Genomic DNA, 20,830 nt, shown 5'->3' on the forward strand with positions numbered 1-20,830 from the left:
CGCAGGATCGGGCAAAGGGGGAATGATTTTTGACGAAAACCATCCCGGCGGATTCATCACCGGGGCGACGCCCCTTCGGGCATGAAAGAGAATTTGCGTGACGACCCGTTTCTCCCTGCCTGTGATCGCCGTGCTCCTGAGCGGCCTCGCCCTTTCGGGCTGCGTCACCGCCAAGCCGGTGGACACCAGCCAGACCCAGCCGGCCGCCATCGGGCGCGACCAGGCGCTGGCCCTCGTCAATGATTTCCGCGCCCAGAATGGCGTGAAGCCGCTGCGCATCAACGAGAAGCTGATGCAGGCCGCCGCCTGGCAGACGGCCGCCATGGCCGAGCGCAACAAAATGGACCATCAGGTGGCCGGCGCGCTACCGGGGCGCGTCGCGCGCTTCGGCTACCAATGGAGCACGGTGGCCGAGAATATCGGGCGCAACTATGCCGATTACGGCGCGGCCATGGTCGGCTGGATCAACTCGCCCGGCCACCGTAAGAATCTCCTCAACCCCAACGTCACCGAAATCGGCTTCGCGGGCGGACGTCTGCGCGAGGGCGGCCCGGCCTATTGGACGCAGATCTTCGGCGCGCCAAAGCCTGACGCGCCCCGGCTGGTCAGCCAGAAGCCGATGCGCTGGGGTCCAGAACTCCGCTTTCCCTGACGATCCGGTCGAGGAATCGATCCCCCGCCGTCATCGGCACGGCGGGCACTTCCTGCACGTCGAAGGCGAGGCCCCAGGTCTCCACCGAGGCAAGACGCGCGATGGCGCGGTCGTAGAAGCCCTTGCCATAGCCGATGCGCCCGCCGCGCCGGTCGAAGGCCAGCAAGGGAACCAGAAGCAGGGTCGGGTTCAGTTCCGGCGCGTCCTCGCCCGGCCCGTGCGTACCGAAGCCCTGCGACACGAGAGGCGCACCGCGCAGGAGTTCGCGGAACACGAGATCACCTGCCACGATACAGGGCAGCGCCAGACGCGCGCCACGATCCTGCAACCGAGCCATGAGCGGGCGGGCGTCGATCTCGGAGCCGATGGGGAGAAAGCCGCCGATGACGGTTCCCGGCTCGAAGCGAAGCACGGCCTCAGTGTGATCGGCGATCGCGAGCGAGGCCTCGATGCGTGCGCTAGCGGACATCGCATCGCGCAGCGCCATCATGCGCCGGCGCAGAAGGCTCTTGTCGATCATGCCGTCGCTCATTCCTGCCTCCCTTTTGATAGGCCAGAAGGCTTTAGCAGCCTTCCGATGAGCGGGCCAAGAGCGCGCGCCTCGGGCATGAGAGAGAAGCGAAGGAGAAAGGGAGGAAGTGGCGAGCCGCCTCGGCCGATGAGAAAGTCGATCCCGGGAACCTACAAAGTAGGTGGGCGCCGTGTGCCGCAGTCCACGGACCGCAGCAGGGACAGCTCCCTAAGGGATGAGTAAGGCCCCGGGGAATAAGTTATCCCTGTCGAACCGCACAGCCCGCCGGGACCGAATATAGGCCGCCGCCGGCGCGAGCGCCAGAGGCGCGATCACCGATAAAGAAGCTTTTCCGGCAGACGCCGCCGGGTCTCCCAGCCCGCGCGCTGAAGCTCGGGGGTGTCGCTTTCCAGCATGGGAAATCCCAGGCAGAAATAACCGATGAAGCGCCAGGATTCCGGCACGTCCAGAACATCGCGCAGGGTCGCGGGATCGAGGATCGACACCCAGCCGAGGCCCAGTCCCTCGGCGCGCGCGGCCAGCCAGAGCGTATGGACGGCCAGCGCCGCACTATAGGTGGCTGTCTCCGGCATACTCCGCCGGCCGAGCCCGTGGCCCTGTTCGGGATCGCCTTCGGCAAAGACGGCGAACTGCACGGGCGCCGCTTCCATGCCTTCGAGCTTCAGCCGGGCATAAAGCGCCGCGCGCTCAGCCGTTTGAGCGCAGGCGGCTTGCGTATTGCAGCGCTGGAAGTCGGCGCGGATCGCGGCCCGCCTGGTGGGATCGGCCACCACCACGAAACGCCAGGGCTCGCTGAGACCGACGGAGGGTGCGAGCGTCGCGATTTCGAGAAGGCGCTCCAGCGTGCCATCCGGCAAGGCATCGGGGCGGAAATGCCGGACATCGCGCCGCCACTGGAACAGTCGCAGAAGCTCGGCCCGGAAGCCGGCGTCGAAATTCATGGTCAGCGCCCGGTCTCCAGCCGCTCGGCAATCCGCTCCACGATCTCGCTGACGCCCAGGAGATGCTCCACCAGCCGCTGGTCCCCCGTGGCGGCAGCCCGCAGGGCCGCCTGCTCTTCGGCCACATGGAGGCGCGCCACTTCGGCTTCCAGTTCGGCCACGCGCCGGCGCTGCTCGGACAGTTCGTCATTGACCATGATCGCGGCCATGACCGACAGGCGCAGCTCGCCGATCTCGCCGAACGAGCCGCGCAACTCGTTGATGCGCGCGTCGATATCGGCGGCCAACGATGTCAGATGCGCTTCCTCGCCCTCGGCACAGGCCATCCGGTAGGTCTTGCCATCGATGGTAACGACGATCTGGGGCATGTCTGTCCTTGGGTGGGCGCGAGGGTCGGAAGGAGACGGCGGCCGCGCTAGCCCCGGCGCTGGGCCAGAACGTCGCGAATGGTCTCCATGGCGGCGACGAGACGGCGCGAGACTTCGCGATTGGCCGCATCGAGACGCGAGGCGCGCGTCAGCGCCGTGTCCAGCTCGCCGGCGAGGCGCGAGCGGTCGGCGGTCATGCGCTGCACCTCCTCCTCGGCGGAAATCACGACATGGTCGCGCGACAGACGGCGATCCACCGCGCGCTCCAAACGTTCCAGAGACGCTTGCAGGCGATTCGTGGCGTCGGTCAGCGGCCCCGCGTCCGGCATGAAAACCCCTTTTCCCGTCGTGCTTCCAACCTCTTGCACGCTCGGTTTCATTCACAGAAGCCAAGCTGCCGAACCGCTTTAACGGGAACGCAAGGGCGTGAAAAGCTTTTCCACCGCCGGAGCTTCGCGTTGCGCCAATTGACATGCGCGAAGAACCTATGATGAGTGCGCGCGAACGCGCCGTGCCGCTTCGGCAGGGCGCATCGGGAGGACGTCGAACCCATGCCTTTCGCCCAGAGGCCCGCTTCCCCCTCGCGCCCGGCCGCAAGCCGTTTGAGCGCGTTCGGCGCGCCCGGTGCGGCGGGCATCGCCCTCTCCTGACCTTGTTTTGCCCGGCGCCCGCCGGCGCCACGCCATCTCAGCCCGCTGCGCCCTCCGGAGCGTCGGCGAATTCGGACGAAGCTTCCCGCCTCGTCCTTCAGGAAAGGAAGACCATGGCAGTACGTGTCGCCATCAACGGATTCGGCCGCATCGGCCGCAACGTTCTCCGCGCCATCGTGGAGTCGGGCCGCACCGACATCGAGGTCGTCGCGATCAACGATCTCGGCCCGGTGGAAACCAACGCCCACCTCATCCGCTACGATTCGGTCCATGGCCGCTTCCCCGGCACGGTGAAGGTCGACGGCAACACGATCGACGTCGGCCGCGGCCCGATGCGTGTGACCGCCGAGCGCGATCCCAAGAATCTCCCCTGGGGCGAGATGGGCATCGACATCGCGATGGAATGCACGGGCATCTTCACCGACCCGGCGAAGGCCTCGGCCCATCTCGAAGCCGGCGCCAAGAAGGTGCTGATCTCCGGCCCGCTGACCAACGCGGCGGACGAGAAGACCGTGGTCTTCGGCGTCAACCACGACACGCTGACGGCCAACGACAAGATCGTCTCCAACGCGTCCTGCACGACCAACTGCCTCGCGCCGGTCGCCAAGGTCCTGCATGAAGCGATCGGCATCGACACCGGCTTCATGACGACGATCCATTCCTACACGGGCGACCAGCCGACGCTCGACACGATGCACAAGGACCTCTACCGCGCCCGCGCGGCGGCCTTGTCGATGATCCCGACCTCGACCGGCGCGGCCAAGGCGCTCGGCCTCGTCCTGCCCGAACTCAAGGGCAAGCTCGACGGCTCGTCCATCCGCGTGCCGACCCCGAACGTCTCGGTGGTGGACTTCAAGTTCGTCGCCAAGCGCGCCACCACGATCGAGGAAGTGCAGAACGCTATCCGCGCCGCCGCCGATGGCCCGCTGAAGGGCATTCTGGGCTACACGCTCGATCCGAACGTCTCGCACGACTTCAACCACGACCCGCATTCCTCGGTCTTCGCGATGGATCAGACCAAGGTCATGGACGGCACCTTCGTGCGCATCCTCTCCTGGTACGACAACGAGTGGGGCTTCTCCAACCGCATGTCGGACACCGCCCTCGCCATGCACAACGCGGGCTGAAACCCATGAGCTTCCAGCCCCTTCTCGCGCGCGATGTCCGCTGGGCGCCCGTGTCCGGGGCGGGGCTGGAGCATCTGCATCTGACGACGACGCCGGACGGCGTCGTCGCTCGCTCCGTCGTCATCGGGGAGCGTGGCGGCCGGCCGTACGGCGTGTCCTATGAAATCCGCCTCGATGCCGAATGGCATGTCGAGAGCTTCGAGATCCGCGCCGCGCATGGCGACCGGCTGGCGCTGACGCAGAGCGCGCCGGGCTTCTGGATCGGCTCTGATGGCACCGAGCGCGCGGACCTTGCCGGCTGCATCGACATCGACCTTGCCGGCACGCCCTTCACCAACACGCTGCCGATCCGGCGCCTCGACGAGCGCTTGGCGGAGCCGACCGAGCTTCGAATGCTCTACGTACCCTTCGACACGTTCGAGCCGGTTGTGGACGCGCAGCGCTACACCGAGATTTCCGAGCGCCTGTTCCGCTACGAGGCGGTGGATCGCAGCTTCGCGGCGGACCTACCCGTCGACGAGGACGGGCTCGTGCTCGACTATCCGACCCTGTTCAAACGCCTTTAGAATTCACGCGTCCAACCACGCTTTTCCTTGCTTTGGAGCCATGAGATGACCCTCTTCAAGACGCTCGACACTGCCGACCTTCAGGGCAAGCGCGTTCTCGTGCGGGTGGATCTCAACGTTCCCATGAAGGACGGCAAGGTGAGCGATGCCACGCGCATCGACCGCATCCTGCCGACGATCAGAGAGATTTCCGAAAAGGGCGGCCGCGTTCTGCTTCTCGCCCATTTCGGCCGGCCCAAGGGCAAGGTCGATCCCGAGCAGTCGCTCGGCCCCATCGCGCCGGTTCTGGCGGAAAAGCTCGGCCGTCCGGTCGGCTTTGCGGAAGACTGCGTCGGCCCGGTGGCGGACGGCATCGTCGCCAATATGCAGGATGGCGACGTCCTCCTGCTCGAGAACACGCGCTTTCATGCCGGCGAGGAAAAGAACGACGAGGCTTTCGTCTCGCAGCTCGCCTCGCTGGGCGATGTCTATGTGAACGACGCCTTCTCGGCCGCGCACCGCGCCCATGCCTCGACCGAAGGCCTCGCCCATCACCTGCCCTCCTATTGCGGGCGCACGATGCAGGCCGAGCTGGAAGCGCTCGAAAAGGGCCTCGGCAACCCGGAAAAGCCTGTCATCGCGATCGTGGGCGGTGCCAAGGTCTCGACCAAGATCGACCTTCTCCAGAACCTCGTCGCCAAGGTGGACTGCCTCGTGATCGGCGGCGGCATGGCCAACACGTTCCTGGCCGCGCAGGGGATCGATGTCGGCAAGTCGCTCTGCGAGCATGATCTCGCCGACACCGCGCGCCAGATTCTGGAAAAGGCCAAGGCGGCCAACTGCACGATCCTGCTGCCGACCGATGCGGTCGTGGCGCGCGAGTTCAAGGCCAATGCCGCGAACGAGACGGTGTCTGTCTCCGCCGTTCCGTCCGACGCCATGATCCTCGATGTCGGCCCCGCCAGCGTCGAGGCGATTTCGGCCTGGATCGACAAGTCGAAGACCCTCGTCTGGAACGGCCCGCTCGGCGCGTTCGAAATCGAGCCCTTCGACAAGGCGACCATGGCAGCGGCGCGCCATGCGGCCGACCGCACGGATGCTGGCCAGCTCGTGTCGGTCGCCGGCGGCGGCGATACCGTGGCCGCGCTCAATCAGGCCGGCGTGGCCGAGCGCTTCACCTATGTCTCGACGGCGGGCGGCGCCTTCCTGGAATGGATGGAAGGCAAGGCCCTGCCGGGCGTCGAAGCGCTCAAGGCCTGATTCACTCGAGAAAGGGGCGTTTTTCGTGAAGGATACGCTTCTCTCCTGGCTGCTCCTGCCGGTCTATATCTGGCAGGGCATCGGCATTCGCCGCCGCATCGAGCGAATGCCGCCGGCGGCCGGCCCTCATAGCGGGCAGGTCGGCGCGGGCGAGGACGCGCCCGCCATTCGCCTCCTGTTGATCGGCGATTCCTCGGCGGCCGGCGTCGGCGTGGACCGGATCGAGCAAAGCCTCGCGCCGCGTCTGGCCGAGCGCCTCTATGCGCTGACGGGCGCGGTGGTCGCGTGGCGCGCGGCGGGTTCGAATTCGGCGGTCTGCGCCGAGGTGCGCGATTTCGTCGTGCCCAATATCGCGCGCGAGGGCTTCACCCATATCGTCTTGTCGATCGGCACGAACGACGTGAAGAACTTCCACTCGGCGCGCCGCTTCAAGCGCAGCTTCGGTACGCTGCTTTATGCGCTGCGCGCCCGCTGGCCGGAGGCGCGCATCGTCTGGTCGCCGCCGGTGGACATGCTGCGCGTGCCCGCCCTGCCGCGCGGCCTCGCCCTCGTGCTGGAACTGCGCAGCCGCATTCTGAGGCGCGTCGGAACGCGCCTCTGCCTGGAACGTGGGGCCATTCCCGCGACGCAAATCCCCCGCGTCGAGCCGGCCGGATTCTCGCGCGACGGGTTCCACGCCTCGGTGGAGGGACACGCCTATGTGGCCGGCCATCTAGCGGCCTATGTGCTGGGCGACGTGACCCACGCCTAAGCCGATCGGTGGCGCGCGAGCGGTTCGATCACGCGGCCGGGCCAAAACGAAACAAAGCTTAAGAAAATTTCATCGGGCACGATGCAGTCGCGCATGATTCGCGCCGCACTCTATGCTTAAGAGCAGCGCTTAGCGCAGCCCTTCACGGTTTCAAGAGTTCGAAGTGAACTTTTGGAGCCCGGCGAAAGAAAGCCGCGCAGCCCGCTTTCAGCCTTCGCCCCGATGCGGTCGGCGCGACTTCGGATGCCTCGCCATGTCTGCCCTGTCCAAGACCCTGTCCGCCTATGCCCAAGCCCTCGCCCTCCTCGCCCCCGAACGCGGCAAGGCGATCGGCATCGTCCTCGCCGGCATGGCGGTGGCCGGCATTCAGGTGGCCGAGCCCGTGCTCTTCGGCCATGCCATCAACGCGCTGCTTTCGGGCGGCAACGCGCTCTCGCTCGTCCTCGTCTGGGGCGCGGCGAGCTTCGTCTCCTTCCTGTCGGCCATGGTGATCTCGCTTCTGGCGGACCGGCTGATGCATCGCCGCCGCCTGTCGGCCATGGCGAGCTTTCTGGAACATGTCCTCGCCCTGCCCGCCTCGTTTCATTCGCGCTCGCAGTCGGGCCGGCTGATGCGGGTGATGATCTCGGGCGTCGATACGCTGTTCGGCTTCTGGCTGCCGCTATTTCGCGAGCAGATTGGCAATATGGTGGCGCTGACCATTCTGCTGCCCGTCGCCTTCTGGATGAACTGGCGCTTGGCCTCGCTGCTCGGCGTGCTGATCGTCGTCTATACGCTGGTCAATCTCGCCGTGGTGAAGCGCACCTCGGGCGGGCAGAACGAGGTGGAAGGTCACTTCACCGAGGTTTCGGGCACGGTCGGCGAACTCTTCGGCAATGTCTCGATGCTGCAAAGCTTCCTTGCTGTGCCGCGCGAACTTCATTCCGTGCGCTCGTCGCTCGACCGTATCCTCGCCGCGCAATATCCCGTTCTGAACTGGTGGGCGGTCATGTCGGTGCTGACGCGGGGCGCGTCGTCCATCTCGATCGTCTCGATCTTCGCCTATGGCGCCTTCCTGTCCTCGCGCGGTCAGGCTTCGGTCGGCGAGATCGTGTCTTTCGTGGGCTTCGCGACGCTCCTGATCGGCCGGCTCGACCAGTTCACCGGCTTTCTCATGGGCCTGTTTGGCCGCGCGCCCATGCTGGTGCAGTTTTTCGCCGTCCTGCGCGAACGCACCGATGTCGTGGAGTTCACGGACGCCCAGCCGCTGGCCATCACGGAAGGGCGCGTGCGCTTCGAGAACGTGACCTTCCGCTACCCGGAAGGCTCGGGCGCGGTGCGCGGTATCTCCTTCGAGGCCGCGCCGGGCGAGACGGTCGCGATCGTCGGCCCGACCGGCTCGGGCAAATCCACGGCGCTCGCCCTTCTCCAGCGCGCTTACGACCCCGAACAGGGCCGCATCACCATCGACGGGCAGGACATCCGCAACGTCACGCTGACCTCGCTGCGCGGCTCCATCGGTGTCGTGTTCCAAGAGGCCGGGCTTTTCAGCCGCACGATCCAGGAGAATATCGCGATCGGCCGGCCCGAGGCAACGATGGCCGAGATCGAGGAGGCCGCCCGGCTTGCCGGCGCGCTGGACTTCATCCAGCGCAAGGAGGACGGGTTCGCCTCCATGGTGGGCGAGCGGGGCGCAGGGCTTTCGGGCGGCGAGCGCCAGCGCCTTGCCATCGCCCGCGCGCTTCTGAAAGATGCGCCGATCCTGATCTTGGACGAGGCGACCTCGGCGCTCGACACGGCGACCGAGACCCGGCTTCAGGCCGCCTTGGAGCGGCTGCGCGCGGGGCGCACGACCTTCGTGATCGCCCATCGCCTCTCCACCATCCGCTCGGCCGACAAGATCATCGTGCTCGACGGCGGCCAGATCATCGAGACCGGCACGTTCGACGATCTGGTGGCGCAAGGCGGCGTCTTCGCGGGTCTGGCGCGCGATGCCGGCGTCTCCTCGCTGCGCCGGCCGCTGCCCGAAACGGCGCAGGACAATGAAGCCGAGACGACGTTCCGCGAGGCTGCGGAATAAGGTTAGGATGGAGCGGGGTCGGCCTCCCTCCTTTCCAAAAGGGCAGCGGGCTGGCAAGGGAGGAAACGTCATGCAGCCCCTGATCTTCATCAATCTGCCCGTGCGCGATCTGGCAGCCTCCATCGCCTTCTACGAGGCGCTCGGCTTCCGGCGGAATCCGCAATTCTCCGACGAGACGGCCGCCTGCATCGTGGTATCTGACGTGATCCACGTCATGCTGCTCACTCACGCCAAGTTCATGCAGTTCTCGCCGCGCCCGATCGCCGATGCACGCGCGAGCGCGCAGGCCCTGTTCTGCCTGTCGGCGGAGAGCCGCGCGGCGGTGGACGAGCTAGTCACCAAGGCCATTCAGGCCGGCGGCACGGCCGATCCGACGCCGACCCAGGAATTCGGCGTCATGTACGGTCGCTCCTACGAGGACCCGGACGGCCATATCTGGGAGGTGATGTGGATGGACCCGGCCGCCGTTGCAGGCGAACCGGCTTCGTCCTGACGCTCCCCTATTCCGACTCGTCCTCGTAGCCGACGAGATGCAGCGGGCGGGCGCGCACGCTGCGAAGCGCGCACCAGCGCACCAGGGCCTCTTCTCGCCCATGCGTGACCCAGACCTCCTGCGGGGCGATCTCCGCGATGGTCTCGATCAGCTCGTCCCAGTCGCAATGGTCCGAGAGGATCAGGGGCAGCTCGACGCCGCGCTGGCGCGCTCGCCCGCGCACGCGCATCCAGCCGGACGCGAAACAGGCGACCGGGTCTGGAAAGCGCCGCGCCCATTTGTCGGCAAAGGCAGACGGGGGGCCGACGACGATCGCGCCCGCGAACTCGCCCTTGGCCGCGCCCTCCTCGCTCTTGCCGCGCGCGATCGTGGCGGGGCGCAGGTCGCCGAGCGCGATGCCCTCGCTCTCGTAGAAGTCGCAGAGCTTCTTCAGCGCGCCGTGGATATAGATCGGCGCGTCATAGCCTTCCTCGCGCACCATGCGGATGACGCGCTGCGCCTTGCCCAGCGCATAGGCGCCAACGAGATGGGCGCGCTCGGGAAACTGCTTGGTGGAGGCGATGAGCTTGCGCACCTCGCCGCGCGAATCCGGATGGCGGAACACCGGCAGCGCGAAGGTCGCCTCGGTAATGAAGACGTCGCAGGGCACCGGCTCGAAGGGCTCGGCGGTCGGGTCCTCGCGGCGCTTGTAGTCGCCGGACGCCACGATCCGCATTCCGCCCCATTCCACGAGGATCTGCGCCGAGCCGAGCACATGGCCGGCCGGGTGAAACGAGACCGTGACGCCGTTGACGTTGATCGCCTGCCCCCAATCGGCCACCTGCCGTGCCCCGGCAAAATCCTCGCTATAGCGCAGCGCCATGATCGAGAGCGTGCGCCGCGTCGCCAGAACATGGCTGTGGCCCGAGCGCGCATGGTCGGCATGGCCATGGGTGATCAGCGCGCGCTCCACCGGGCGCACGGGGTCGATATAGAAGCCGCCGGGCGGGCAATAGAGGCCTTCGGGCGTCGGGCGGAGAAGGTCTTCGAAACGGGCCATGGGCATGAGATAGAGGCCGGCGGCGCGAGCGGAAGCGCCTACGGGAAAGCCAAGCCCCCTCAAGCGGAAAATCCGCTTGCGCGCGGCGGAGCCCGGCCCGATAAGCGCATCGCCCCTCCCCGGAAGACAGACCCCGTGTCCCAAGATTCTCACCGCTCCGGCAATCCGCTGGCCGACCGGCGCGCCGACTATGCCGAATCCTATGCCGGCGCGCGCGACTATGCGGCGGCGGCCGATCTGATGCGGCAGGCCGTGGAACTCGCGCCCGGCTGGACGCTCGGCCGGATGCGCCTCGCCGCGTTTCTGGAGGAAACAGGCGAGAGGGACGAGGCGCTCTCGCTCTACCGCGCAATCGTCGGGCAGGACGAGGCCGATCCTTATGGCGCGGGCCTGAAGCTCGCCGCGCTGGGAGCCGCCCCCGTGCCCGGCGCGCCCCCGCCCGCCTTCGTCGCCGGCCTGTTCGATCAATATGCCGAAGGGTTCGAGACCGCGCTGGTAAAGCGGCTGGGCTACCGCGTGCCCGATCTCCTGTTCGACGCGGTGATGGCACAGTGTCCCGAAGAGCGCTTTGCTCGCGCGATGGATCTCGGCTGCGGCACGGGCCTGATGGGCGAGCGGCTGCGCCCGGTCTGCGCCGCGTTGCATGGCATGGACCTCTCGCCCGGTATGTTGGAGCAGGCGCGGCGCAAGCGGCTCTACGATCATCTGGCGGAAGGCGACGTGGCATTGGCCGAAGCGCCCGATGGCGCGCTTTATGACCTTCTGACGGCCGCCGATGTCTTGACCTATCTCGGCGATCTCTCGCCCGTCTTCGCGCGGGCGGCCCGGCTTCTGTCCCCCGGCGGCCTGTTCGCCTTCTCGGTGGAAGCTGACGACGAGGCCGAAGGCGGCTACGCGCTTCGCCCTTCCTTACGCTACGCCCATGCGCCGGCCGCGCTCGCCGCACAGTTGGATGCGGCGGGCTTCGTGCTCCTGTCCGAGTGGCGCGAGGAGTTGCGGCGCGACCGGGGCGAGCCCGTGCGCGGTGCACTGTTGGTCGTGCGCAGACGGTAGAACGCCCTCGGCAACGCGCCGCAGTGAGGGCCTTTGCACTGCACCATTGCGGCGTTACCCTGGACATCAGAAGAACAGCAGACAGCGGGTTTTCTCTTGAACGCATCGTCCAACCAGATCGCCACGCCCGAGGACGAGCAGCACGAAACCGAGATGCTGCGCCGCGCCCACCGCTTCGGCAATTGGGCGGCCACCGCCACGAAGCACAGCCCCTGGGAGGACGCGCTCGGCATCGTCGCGGGTGTGACGCTGACCTCGCTCGGCATCGCGCTTCTCGGCCATCTCGGCTTTCTGACGGGCGGCATGGCGGGGCTCGCTTTCGTCGTCCATTATTGGACGGGCTGGAACTTCGGCCTCGTCTTCTTCGTCCTCAACCTGCCCTTCTATGTTCTGGCCATCGGTCGCATGGGGCGGGCCTTCACGACCAAGACGGCCTTCGCCGTCGCGCTTCTCTCCGTCATGACGGCCTTCAGCGGCGATGTCATCCGCTTCGCCAATGTGCAGCCGCTGCTCGGCGCCTGTCTCGGCGGACTTTTGATCGGCTTCGGCCTGCTGGCGCTCTTCCGTCACCGCTCCTCGGCCGGCGGCGTCGGCATCCTCGCCGTGTATCTGCAGGACCGTTTCGGCTGGCGCGCGGGGCTGACGCAGCTCGGCGTCGATCTGCTCGTGCTGGTCACCGCCTTTCTCGCCGTCTCGCCGCTAGCTGTCCTCTATTCCGTGCTCGGCGCGCTGGTTCTGAACCTGTTCCTCGCCATCAATCACCGCGCCGATCGCTATCTCGCCCGTTGAACAACATCTCTAAATTGAAGCAAAGCATGCAAGCTTGCTGAAGTTTCATCCCACTTCGATTGACGAATCTCTCACCGAAGCGCCTGCCTTCTATGACTTCCCGTTGGGGGAAAGTCGAATTCCAGAGGATCGGGAAGACGATGAGATATAAGATTGCCGTTCTTTCAGCTTCACTTTTGACTTTGCCTTTGTCAGGCTGCGTGACGACGAGCGCCGATGGCGTCAAAGTCACGCAGGCCAACGTCACGGTTGCGGCTGGTGAGCGGACGCAAATTCGCAAGAATTGGTCCATTGCCAATGATTGCTCGGCCGATGGCCTCCCCAAGGTGCGCGTGACAGAGCGGCCAGCCCATGGGCAGATTTCCATCGTCAACGAGGATGTTTATCCCAACACGACCTCACGCCGGCTGGCCAAATGCCGAACGCACAAGGTCAAGGGAACGACGACTTATTATACGCCCGACAAGGGCTATGTCGGCAATGATCAGGTTCGGCTTCGCCAATCCTATGTCGTCGATGGCGTGACCGACACAGACGTCCATATCAAGGTCGTGCGATAGCACGCGCCCCCGCCCGCCCTTCTCGGACGGCGATCACCGCTTACATAAGAGCGCGTGTCCATCGCGCTCGCTTCCCCGCCCACTCGTCTCCCTCCACGCTTTGCCGACTGGTTCGCGGCCAAGGGCTGGAGCCCGCGCCCTCATCAGCTCGACCTTCTGGAACGCGCAGAACTGGGCGCTTCGGTTCTTCTGATCGCGCCGACCGGGGCGGGTAAGACATTGGCGGGCTTCCTGCCCTCGCTGGTCGATCTCTCGCGCCGGCCGAAGCGCGTTCCCGGACGCAAACCGCCGGGCGTCCACACGCTCTACATTTCGCCGCTAAAGGCGCTCGCCACCGACATCCACCGCAATCTGGAAAAGCCGGTGGAGGAGATGGGCCTCTCCATCTCCATGGAAGCGCGCACCGGCGATACGTCCCAATCCAAGCGCCAGCGCCAGAAGCTGAAGCCGCCCGATATTTTGCTGACAACGCCCGAACAGCTCGCTCTCCTGATCGCGAGCCCGGACGCCGACATCTTCTTCTCGGACCTCAAGACCGTAATCTTCGACGAGTTGCACTCGCTCGTCGCCTCCAAGCGCGGCCATCTTCTGGCGCTCGGCCTCGCGCGCCTGCGCAAGCTGCGGCCCGAGCTTCGCACGGTCGGTCTTTCGGCCACGGTCTCCAATCCCGACGAATTGCGCCAATGGCTGGTGGCGCAAGCGCCCGGCACCGCGCCCATGGCCGATCTCGTGACTGTGGACGGCGGCGTAAAGCCGGAGATCACGATCCTCAAATCCTCGGCCCGCGTGCCCTGGCAGGGGCACATGGCGCGCTACGCCATGCCTGAAATCTACGAGGCGATTCAGGCCCATCGCACGACGCTGCTCTTCGTCAACACGCGCTCCCAGGCCGAGCTTCTGTTTCAGGAGCTTTGGCGCATCAACGAGGACACGCTGCCCATCGCGCTCCATCACGGCTCGCTGGACGTGACGCAGCGCCGGCGCGTGGAAGCGGCGATGGCGGCCAACGAGCTGCGCGCGGTGGTCGCGACCTCGACGCTCGATCTCGGCATCGACTGGGGCGATGTCGATCTCGTGGTGCATGTCGGCGCGCCCAAAGGGGCCTCGCGCCTCGCCCAGCGCATCGGCCGCGCCAACCACCGGATGGACGAGGCGTCCAAAGCCATTCTCGTGCCGGCCAACCGGTTCGAGGTCATGGAATGCCAGGCGGCGCTCGACGCCAATTATCTCGGCGATCAGGACTCGCCCCCGATGCGCGAGGGCTGCCTGGACGTGCTCGCCCAGCATGTGCTGGGTATGGCCTGCGCCGCCCCCTTCCGCGCCGACGATCTGCACCGCGAGGTGACGGCCGCCCTGCCCTATCGCGATCTCGACCGCGAGACCTTCGACCGCGTGGTGGATTTCGTGGCGACGGGTGGTTATGCGCTGCGCGTCTACGAGCGCTACGCCAAGATCAAGCTGACGGAAGACGGGACATGGCGCGTGACGCACCCCGCCGTCGCGCAGGCCTATCGTATGAATGCCGGCACGATCATCGAGTCGGAATCGCTTCTGGTGCGCCTCATTCGCGCCAAGACGAAATCGGGCATGGCGCGCGGTGGGCCGGTGCTCGGCAAGATCGAGGAGAACTTCCTGGAGACGCTGGCCAATGGCGACACGTTTCTGTTTTCCGGTCAGGTCCTGCGCTTCGAGGGCATTCACGAGATGGAATGCCTCGTCACCAAGACGCATGACGACGAAGCCAAGGTGCCCTATTACGGCGGGCAGAAATTCCCGCTCACGACCTTTCTGGCCGAGAAGGTCCGCGAGATGCTGGCCGATCCCACCAAATGGGGCAGCCTACCGAGTCAGGTGGGCGAATGGCTGGCGATCCAGAAGCGCAAGAGCGCCATTCCCGGCCCGAACGATCTCCTGATCGAGACCTTTCCGAACGGCAATCGCTTCTTTCTGGTGGCCTATCCCTTCGAGGGCCGGCTGGCGCATCAGACGCTCGGCATGTTGCTCACGCGCCGGCTGGAGCGCGCCCGCGCCAAGCCGCTCGGCTTCGTCGCGACCGACTACGCGCTCTCCATCTGGGGCCGAGCCGATATGGGCGCGATGATCGCGGATGGCCGCCTGTCGCTGGACGATCTCTTCGACGAGGACATGCTGGGCGACGATCTGGAAGCCTGGATGGCGGATTCCTGGCTCCTGAAACGCACCTTCCGCCAATGCGCCATCATCAGCGGCCTCGTCATGAAGAACCAGCCCGGCCGCGAGAAGACAGGGCGGCAGATGACCGTCTCGTCCGATCTCGTCTATGACGTGCTGCGCGCGCACGAGCCGGACCATATCCTGCTGCGCGCCACCTGGGCGGATGCGGCGACCGGCCTTCTCGACGTGCGCCGCGTGTCGGACCTGCTCGGGCGCATCAAGCGCCATATCCTGCACAAGGATCTCGAGGAGATTTCCCCCCTCGCCGTGCCGATCATGCTGGAGGCCGGGCGCGAGCGCATCGAAGGCGAGGCGCGCGACGATCTGCTCGCCGAGGCCATGGAGGAAGAACTCATCATCAAGGCGCTGGGCGAGGTGAAGGATTTTCGCTCGAATTATCTAGGCTGAGCGTCCGCCGCCTCCGCCCGCCGGTCGCTTTCGGCGAGCAGCGCGACGATCAGGTCGGATTGCGAGACGATGCCGGCGAGCCGCCCGTCCGGCTCCACCACGGGCAGATGATGCAGGCCCGTCGCGGCCATGAAGCGCACGAGGTCGGCCAGCGGCGTGTCCGGCGAAACGGTGCGCACCGGGCTCGTCATGATGTCCTCGATGGAGCCGTTGGGCGCGCGCATTCGATTGAGCGTCAGTTGCAGCCGCCGGCCAACGCCGAGCCGGGGGCCGCGCGGACCCCAAGTCGGCTTGTCCAGAAGATCGGTCTGAGTGACGATCCCGACCACGCGTGCGTCCTCAGTGGTGACGGGCAGAGACTTGATATGGTGCGAGCGCAGAAGCTCCAGCGCCTGCGCGATGGGCGCGTCAGGCGCGATGGCGACCACATCGCGCGACATGATCGAGGCGCAACGCATCTGACCCGAGCGGCGGCGATAGGAGCGGATCTCCGCCTGCCGCAGGATGGTTTCGAGATCGCCGCGATCGACGTCGAGAAGCTGGTCATATTCGGCCAGAACTGCGTCGAGATCTTCCGAGGTGAAACCAACGCGCGCGGCGGGCGATTTGTCGGCGGTCTGTCGGCTTGGGATAGCTGCAAGCGGCCGGTGCGGATAGGTGCGCCCCGCCATGCGATTGAACACGATGGCGACGATCACCATCAGAAGCGAATTGGCCATGACGGGCCACAGAACGAAACCGTAGCCGAGCACATGAATGCCGGGTCCACCGAGCACGGCCGTCAGCGCCACCGCGCCGCTCGGCGGATGGAGGCAGCGCAAGCCCATCATGAGCGCGATGGCGATGCCGATGGCGAGCGCGGAGCCGATAAAGGGGTCGGGCACCAGCAGGGCCACGCTGACCCCGACCAGCGAGGACACGAGATTGCCGCCGATGATGGACCAGGGCTGGGCCAGCGGGCTGGCCGGCACGGCGAAGAGCAGGACGGCCGAAGCGCCCATCGGCGCGATCAGGACGGGCAGCGCACTGCCGGGTCCGAGTGCGAGACGGCACACGATGCCGGTTAGAAGAATGCCGATCAGCGCGCCAAACGCGGAGCGAAGCCGCTCCTTGACGCTGACAGGCGGGGACGAGGGAAGAAAGGACGCGAAGACACTCATAGCGCCCCTTATCGACGGGACGTGAAACCGTGCCAAGGGGCCACGAAAGAACCGTCGCCCGCTGCACCGGAGCGCAGCGAGCGACGGGGATCGAGACCCTGCGGTCAGTGTCCGGCCGTCAGCTCCAGCGCGTCGGCCCGGTTCTGGATCGTCAGCTTGTCGACCATCGTGCGTGAGGCCTCGTTCAGGCCGACGGTTTCCACCTCGACACCTGCCTTGCGGAAGCGCAGCACGACCTTGTCCAGCGCGCCGACGCCCGTGAGGTCCCAGATATGGGCGTGGGTCACGTCGATCACGACGCGCTCCAGCTTTTCCCTCACATCGAAGCTCTCGATGAAGCGTCCGGCCGAGGCGAAGAAGACCTGCCCCTCGACACGGTAGGTCCGCGTCCGCCCATCGGCCGAAAGCTCGGACGAGACGGCGAAGATCTGCGCGATCTTGGAGGCGAAGAAGAGGCCGGACAGAAGCACGCCCGCAAAGACGCCGAGCGCCAGATTGTGCGTCCAGACCACGATCACCACGGTCGCCACCATGACGACGGAGGAGCGGCGCGGATGGGTGACGAGGCTTTTGAGCGAGCCCCAGTCGAACGTGCCGATCGAGACCATGATCATGATGGCGACGAGCGCCGGCATGGGGATCACGGCGACCCAGTCTCCCAGCACCACGATCAGAAACAGAAGCGCGACGCCGGCAAAGAAGCAGGACAGACGCCCGCGCCCGCCCGAGCGGATATTGATGCCGCTCTGGCCGATCATCGCGCAGCCCGCCATACCGCCGAAAAAGCCGGTGACGGAATTGGCGATGCCCTGGCCCACGCATTCGCGGTTCTTGTCGGAGCCCGTGTCGGTGAGATCATCGACGACCTGCGCGGTCATCAGCGATTCCAGAAGGCCGACCAGCGCGATGCCCACGGAATAGGGCGCGATGATGCGCAGCGTCTCGAAGGTGAAGGGCACATCCGGCAGGAGGAAGACCGGCAGGCTGGAGGGCAATTGCCCCATATCGCCCACCGTGCGCACTTCGATGCCGAAGGCGAGCGCGGCCGCCGTGATCACGACGATCGCGACGAGGGGCGACGGCACGGCCTTGGTGATCCGAGGGAAGAGATAGATGATGGCGAGCGCACCCGCGCAGAGGACATAGGTCATGGCGGGCACGCCGATCAGCTCGGGCAGCTGCGCCATGAAGATGAGGATCGCCAGCGCGTTGACGAAGCCGGTCATGACCGAGCGCGAGACGAAGCGCATGAGATCGCCGAGCCGGCAGAAGCCCGCGACGATCTGGATGAGGCCGGCGAAGATGGTCGCGGCGAAGAGATATGGGAGGCCGTGGTCGCGCACCAGCGTGACCATGAGAACGGCGGTCGCGGCAGTGGCCGCCGAGATCATGCCCGGCCGGCCGCCGAAGATGGAAATGAGAACGGCGATGGAAAAGGAGGCATAGAGGCCGACCTTCGGATCGACGCCCGCGATGATGGAGAAAGCGATGGCCTCGGGGATCAGCGCCAGGGCTACGACCAACCCAGACAGAAGATCGCCCCGGACATTGCCGAACCATTCGGCACGCCAATTGCGTATTGAGAACATGGGGAACAACGAAATCTCGACGACGTCCCACCGGCCAGATCAGGCGCGCGGCGGTCGCATCACATTATCAACGTCGTCTGGATGGGCCGAGGGATAGGCGCCCGGCATAGCCACTTGGTGACCCAAGTCCTTGTGCGGGACCATGACTGCCTCATTTCGGCCGCCGAATCAAGCCGAGCCCGAATGCCGCACCGCCTTGTCTTTGCCATGGATGTGGATTCACAAGGGAACAAGAGAAGAACGGGTCAGGCAGGCAGACGCGCATGAACATGATCGACCGGCGCTTCGGACAGGCGAGCGGCGAAGGCGTGGAGACCACGGTGAATGGCGGGCGCCTAATCTGCCACCCGTGTGGCACGCTGTTTGCGCCCGAGTTCGGCCTGCTGATCGTGTCGGATCTGCATCTGGAAAAAGGCGCGGCCTTCGCCCGGCGCGGCATGATGCTGCCGCCCTACGACACGGCGGCGACGCTGGCGCTGCTTGCCGGCACGATCGCGCGTCTGAACCCTCGCCATGTCGTGGCGCTGGGCGACAGTTTTCACGACCGGCACGGCGCGGCTCATATGCCCGAGCCCTTCCGCGAGCGCTTGGGCGCGCTGATGGCAGGCCGGCGCTGGACCTGGATTTCCGGCAATCACGATCCCGAGCCCCCGGTGGGTCTCGGCGGCGACACGGCCGAGACGATCGAGATCGGGCCCTGGACCCTGCGTCACGAGCCCTCGCCCCGCCCGTGCGCCGGCGAAATCGCCGGGCATCTCCACCCCGTGGCGCGGGTGTCCGGCCGGGGCCGCTCGGTGCGCGGAGCGTGTTTTGCGACGGACGGCGAGCGCATGATCATGCCCTCCTTCGGTGTGACGACCGGTGGGCTGAACGTCCTCGATCGCGCCTTCAGCGGGCTGTTCCGGCCCGAACAGGCGAAAGCCTATGTGATCGGCACCGCGCGCATCTACCCCATCCCGTTCCGCGCGCTCTCGGCGGGCTGAGCCCTCGGCGCTTCGAGCGACAGCGACCCGCGATAATGGACGATCGGCCCGATCCAGGGCGCGCGAATGTCGATGTCGAAGACGAAGCGATCGTCCTGCGCCGTCTCGATCATCTCGCCCCCCGGCAGGAGGCAGGCGGGCATGGGCAGGCCAGCGAGGGTCCAGCGCCTCGGCACCAGACGCAGCCGATCCCCTTCGCAGAGAAGCGCGACGGAAAAGCGGGCGATTCCGAATTTCTCGATCAGCAGAAATTGGTCCCGCCCGGTTCCGGCCCATTGAACCGAGCGCAAGGTCTTGCCGCCGATCCGCCGCGTCCAGCGCTCGACCTCGCCATCGGGCGCGAAGATCACGGAGGCCGGCACCCCGTCCCCCGTTCGGGGAAAGCCTGTGAGGGCGCAGATCAGCCGCGCCGCAAGCCCCTGTCCCCGGCGCACCTCGGCCGTGCCAACCCAGCGGCTCGTGGCGCGCCCGCCGTGCAGGGCGCGGATTACGGGCGGGAGCGTGTCGAAGGCCGGCCCCAGAACGCGGCGATAGATGGTGTCGCAGCTTCGCTCCTCGCGAAAGCCCGTCGTGATCGCCCGGTTCTGGAACAAGGCGTCGTAATCGGCGAGGTCCAGCGCATGAACGGCCGAGCGCGCGCCCGGCGCGGACCGCTCGCCCTTCAGGCGCTTGCGGATCAACGCTTCGATCGCCATGGACGGGATGAACGGGCCGTCATCGCCTTCCGCCAGAAGATGCCAGCTCTTGACGATCTCCCGCCCCTCCCGCGTTCCCGTCACGCGCACGATCATGCCGCCGCGATGCTCGCCGAAGCGCATCCGGTTCAAGACGGCGTAGAAGAGTGGCGACAGAGGCGTCAGGGCCGGTAGGCCGAAACGCGCCCGCGCGCGGGCGAGGCCATTCAGGATCCGATGAAGCAACCCGGGGATCGGCCCCGCGCCCATCCAGATATCGGACATTCCGGGATGCTCGGGCGGGATGACCTGAAGATCGGGAACGTCCACCAGCGAGAAGCGCCGGCTACGGAGCGGCAACTGACCGGGAACGGCGATCGTGAAGCGCCGGCTTTCCGTCAGCCCCTTGGCCACGAACGGACGGCCGCCCCGGCGCAGCTTCACCGGGCCGCCGGCATAGGACACCACCGCGCGCATGACATTGAGGCCGATCCCGGCAAAGGGGGATGGCGCGATGCCGCCTTCGACGGAGCGAATCTCCATGCTCCGCCCGATCTCGCGCAGAACGGCGGCGGTGAGAACGGGGAAGCTGCTGACGCCGGAGAGGATGGAAACCCCGGCCGCCTTGGCACGCGCGTCGAAGCACGACACGCCGAAGACGAAATCGGCGGCGTCCGCGAAGTCGAGATAATCGACGCCTGCCGCCAAACAGGCTTCGATGACGGGGTAAGGGTCGTCCCCGTAATCCTGAAACGGACCGGACGCATCCACCACGAGATCGGGCCGGTGCGCGGCGAGCGCATCCGCGATCTGCGCACGGTCGAGCGCGAGGGGCTGGACGCGGGCCTCGCCGCGATAGACGGCGCAGAAGGCCTCGGCCCGCACGAGGCTGCGCCCGGCGATCAGCAGATGGAGCGCTTCGACATCGGCGAGAAGCGTTGCCAGCCGCCCACCGAAGGTGCCGTAGCCACCGAGGATCAGAAGCTTCATGCGAGCAGTCTTCG

Annotated in this window: 20 protein-coding genes, 1 other RNA gene and 1 other annotated feature; of the genes, 12 read left to right on the forward strand and 9 right to left on the reverse strand. The window is 66.5% G+C overall.

The window, feature by feature from the left end; all coding sequences use genetic code 11:
* The first annotated feature begins 97 nt into the window (after positions 1-97).
* Complete coding sequence (locus tag AUL36_RS01420; protein ID WP_062217261.1) at positions 98-652, forward strand: CAP domain-containing protein; 555 nt, start codon at positions 98-100, stop codon at positions 650-652.
* Here AUL36_RS01420 and AUL36_RS01425 read toward each other — a convergent pair.
* From AUL36_RS01425 to AUL36_RS01445, 5 genes are all read right to left on the reverse strand, one after another.
* Positions 606-1,184, reverse strand: coding sequence for a 5-formyltetrahydrofolate cyclo-ligase (locus AUL36_RS01425; protein WP_062217265.1), 579 nt, complete (start codon positions 1,182-1,184; stop codon positions 606-608). The two genes, AUL36_RS01420 and AUL36_RS01425, sit on opposite strands and share 47 nt — an antisense overlap.
* 107 nt (positions 1,185-1,291) lie before the next feature.
* Positions 1,292-1,450, reverse strand: a non-coding RNA gene (gene ssrS, locus AUL36_RS01430) — 6S RNA.
* A gap of 45 nt (positions 1,451-1,495) precedes the next feature.
* The gene (gene bluB, locus AUL36_RS01435; RefSeq protein ID WP_058600825.1) at positions 1,496-2,125 is read right to left on the reverse strand and encodes a 5,6-dimethylbenzimidazole synthase; all 630 of its coding nucleotides are present in this window, start codon (positions 2,123-2,125) and stop codon (positions 1,496-1,498) included.
* Between the two features lie 2 nt (positions 2,126-2,127).
* Entirely contained in the window at positions 2,128-2,493 is a 366-nt protein-coding gene (locus AUL36_RS01440; RefSeq protein WP_058600826.1) for a cell division protein ZapA, read from the reverse strand.
* A gap of 47 nt (positions 2,494-2,540) precedes the next feature.
* The gene (locus AUL36_RS01445) at positions 2,541-2,822 is read right to left on the reverse strand and encodes a DUF4164 domain-containing protein (protein WP_058600827.1); all 282 of its coding nucleotides are present in this window, start codon (positions 2,820-2,822) and stop codon (positions 2,541-2,543) included.
* A 434-nt stretch (positions 2,823-3,256) separates the two neighbouring features.
* On the opposite strand from AUL36_RS01445, the gene gap reads away from it, so the two are divergent.
* The 6 genes from gap to AUL36_RS01475 all read left to right on the forward strand — a co-directional run bounded on the left by gap (position 3,257) and on the right by AUL36_RS01475 (position 9,378).
* The gene (gap, locus tag AUL36_RS01450) at positions 3,257-4,270 is read left to right on the forward strand and encodes a type I glyceraldehyde-3-phosphate dehydrogenase (protein ID WP_058600828.1); all 1,014 of its coding nucleotides are present in this window, start codon (positions 3,257-3,259) and stop codon (positions 4,268-4,270) included.
* 5 nt (positions 4,271-4,275) lie between these two features.
* Positions 4,276-4,836, forward strand: coding sequence for a putative glycolipid-binding domain-containing protein (locus AUL36_RS01455; RefSeq protein ID WP_062217268.1), 561 nt, complete (start codon positions 4,276-4,278; stop codon positions 4,834-4,836).
* Between the two features lie 45 nt (positions 4,837-4,881).
* Positions 4,882-6,075: a phosphoglycerate kinase gene (locus AUL36_RS01460; RefSeq protein ID WP_062217271.1), complete on the forward strand. Its 1,194-nt coding sequence runs from the start codon at positions 4,882-4,884 to the stop codon at positions 6,073-6,075.
* 25 nt (positions 6,076-6,100) lie between these two features.
* Positions 6,101-6,826: an SGNH/GDSL hydrolase family protein gene (locus AUL36_RS01465; RefSeq protein WP_062217275.1), complete on the forward strand. Its 726-nt coding sequence runs from the start codon at positions 6,101-6,103 to the stop codon at positions 6,824-6,826.
* A gap of 253 nt (positions 6,827-7,079) precedes the next feature.
* Entirely contained in the window at positions 7,080-8,885 is a 1,806-nt protein-coding gene (locus tag AUL36_RS01470) for a glucan ABC transporter ATP-binding protein/ permease (protein ID WP_062217277.1), read from the forward strand.
* Between the two features lie 70 nt (positions 8,886-8,955).
* The gene (locus tag AUL36_RS01475; protein ID WP_062217279.1) at positions 8,956-9,378 is read left to right on the forward strand and encodes a VOC family protein; all 423 of its coding nucleotides are present in this window, start codon (positions 8,956-8,958) and stop codon (positions 9,376-9,378) included.
* 7 nt (positions 9,379-9,385) lie between these two features.
* Here the strand turns inward: AUL36_RS01475 and AUL36_RS01480 are convergent, their stop codons facing one another.
* Complete coding sequence (locus tag AUL36_RS01480; RefSeq protein WP_062217424.1) at positions 9,386-10,417, reverse strand: ligase-associated DNA damage response exonuclease; 1,032 nt, start codon at positions 10,415-10,417, stop codon at positions 9,386-9,388.
* Positions 10,418-10,552: 135 nt separating this feature from the next.
* Between AUL36_RS01480 and AUL36_RS01485 the strand changes: the two genes are divergently transcribed.
* The 4 genes from AUL36_RS01485 to AUL36_RS01500 all read left to right on the forward strand — a co-directional run bounded on the left by AUL36_RS01485 (position 10,553) and on the right by AUL36_RS01500 (position 15,420).
* Complete coding sequence (locus tag AUL36_RS01485) at positions 10,553-11,470, forward strand: class I SAM-dependent DNA methyltransferase (protein WP_062217280.1); 918 nt, start codon at positions 10,553-10,555, stop codon at positions 11,468-11,470.
* Between the two features lie 153 nt (positions 11,471-11,623).
* Complete coding sequence (locus tag AUL36_RS01490; RefSeq protein ID WP_062217427.1) at positions 11,624-12,259, forward strand: YitT family protein; 636 nt, start codon at positions 11,624-11,626, stop codon at positions 12,257-12,259.
* Between the two features lie 140 nt (positions 12,260-12,399).
* Positions 12,400-12,819, forward strand: coding sequence for a hypothetical protein (locus tag AUL36_RS01495; protein WP_210168836.1), 420 nt, complete (start codon positions 12,400-12,402; stop codon positions 12,817-12,819).
* A 54-nt stretch (positions 12,820-12,873) separates the two neighbouring features.
* A complete protein-coding gene (locus tag AUL36_RS01500; protein WP_062217282.1) occupies positions 12,874-15,420 on the forward strand; it encodes a ligase-associated DNA damage response DEXH box helicase in 2,547 nt (848 codons plus the stop codon).
* Here AUL36_RS01500 and AUL36_RS01505 read toward each other — a convergent pair.
* A complete protein-coding gene (locus AUL36_RS01505; protein ID WP_062217285.1) occupies positions 15,408-16,580 on the reverse strand; it encodes an HPP family protein in 1,173 nt (390 codons plus the stop codon). The genes AUL36_RS01500 and AUL36_RS01505 overlap by 13 nt on opposite strands.
* A gap of 104 nt (positions 16,581-16,684) precedes the next feature.
* Positions 16,685-18,169 carry a SulP family inorganic anion transporter gene (locus tag AUL36_RS01510; RefSeq protein WP_062217288.1) on the reverse strand — a complete coding sequence of 495 codons (1,485 nt, stop codon included), beginning with the start codon at positions 18,167-18,169 and terminating at the stop codon, positions 16,685-16,687.
* An 80-nt stretch (positions 18,170-18,249) separates the two neighbouring features.
* Positions 18,250-18,302: a sequence feature (sul1 is cis-regulatory element that is thought to sense ions involved in sulfur or methionine metabolism; They are found in Alphaproteobacteria), on the reverse strand.
* A gap of 130 nt (positions 18,303-18,432) precedes the next feature.
* Here AUL36_RS01510 and pdeM point away from each other — a divergent pair.
* A complete protein-coding gene (gene pdeM, locus AUL36_RS01515; RefSeq protein WP_062217291.1) occupies positions 18,433-19,152 on the forward strand; it encodes a ligase-associated DNA damage response endonuclease PdeM in 720 nt (239 codons plus the stop codon).
* Here the strand turns inward: pdeM and AUL36_RS01520 are convergent.
* The gene (locus AUL36_RS01520) at positions 19,116-20,816 is read right to left on the reverse strand and encodes an SDR family oxidoreductase (RefSeq protein ID WP_062217294.1); all 1,701 of its coding nucleotides are present in this window, start codon (positions 20,814-20,816) and stop codon (positions 19,116-19,118) included. The two genes, pdeM and AUL36_RS01520, sit on opposite strands and share 37 nt — an antisense overlap.
* Positions 20,817-20,830: the final 14 nt, after the last annotated feature.

It is taken from the genome of Aureimonas sp. D3, assembly GCF_001463805.1.
Classification (GTDB): domain Bacteria; phylum Pseudomonadota; class Alphaproteobacteria; order Rhizobiales; family Rhizobiaceae; genus Aureimonas; species Aureimonas ureilytica_A.

Coding starts and splice junctions, on each gene's coding strand:
- AUL36_RS01425 (WP_062217265.1), bottom strand. CDS start 1,184: ATGAGCGACGGCATGATCGACAAGAGCCTTCTGCGCCGGCGCATGATG.
- bluB (WP_058600825.1), bottom strand. CDS start 2,125: ATGAATTTCGACGCCGGCTTCCGGGCCGAGCTTCTGCGACTGTTCCAG.
- AUL36_RS01440 (WP_058600826.1), bottom strand. CDS start 2,493: ATGCCCCAGATCGTCGTTACCATCGATGGCAAGACCTACCGGATGGCC.
- AUL36_RS01445 (WP_058600827.1), bottom strand. CDS start 2,822: ATGCCGGACGCGGGGCCGCTGACCGACGCCACGAATCGCCTGCAAGCG.
- gap (WP_058600828.1), top strand. CDS start 3,257: ATGGCAGTACGTGTCGCCATCAACGGATTCGGCCGCATCGGCCGCAAC.
- AUL36_RS01455 (WP_062217268.1), top strand. CDS start 4,276: ATGAGCTTCCAGCCCCTTCTCGCGCGCGATGTCCGCTGGGCGCCCGTG.
- AUL36_RS01460 (WP_062217271.1), top strand. CDS start 4,882: ATGACCCTCTTCAAGACGCTCGACACTGCCGACCTTCAGGGCAAGCGC.
- AUL36_RS01470 (WP_062217277.1), top strand. CDS start 7,080: ATGTCTGCCCTGTCCAAGACCCTGTCCGCCTATGCCCAAGCCCTCGCC.
- AUL36_RS01475 (WP_062217279.1), top strand. CDS start 8,956: ATGCAGCCCCTGATCTTCATCAATCTGCCCGTGCGCGATCTGGCAGCC.
- AUL36_RS01480 (WP_062217424.1), bottom strand. CDS start 10,417: ATGGCCCGTTTCGAAGACCTTCTCCGCCCGACGCCCGAAGGCCTCTAT.
- AUL36_RS01490 (WP_062217427.1), top strand. CDS start 11,624: ATGCTGCGCCGCGCCCACCGCTTCGGCAATTGGGCGGCCACCGCCACG.
- AUL36_RS01495 (WP_210168836.1), top strand. CDS start 12,400: ATGAGATATAAGATTGCCGTTCTTTCAGCTTCACTTTTGACTTTGCCT.
- AUL36_RS01505 (WP_062217285.1), bottom strand. CDS start 16,580: ATGAGTGTCTTCGCGTCCTTTCTTCCCTCGTCCCCGCCTGTCAGCGTC.
- AUL36_RS01510 (WP_062217288.1), bottom strand. CDS start 18,169: ATGTTCTCAATACGCAATTGGCGTGCCGAATGGTTCGGCAATGTCCGG.
- pdeM (WP_062217291.1), top strand. CDS start 18,433: ATGAACATGATCGACCGGCGCTTCGGACAGGCGAGCGGCGAAGGCGTG.
- AUL36_RS01520 (WP_062217294.1), bottom strand. CDS start 20,816: ATGAAGCTTCTGATCCTCGGTGGCTACGGCACCTTCGGTGGGCGGCTG.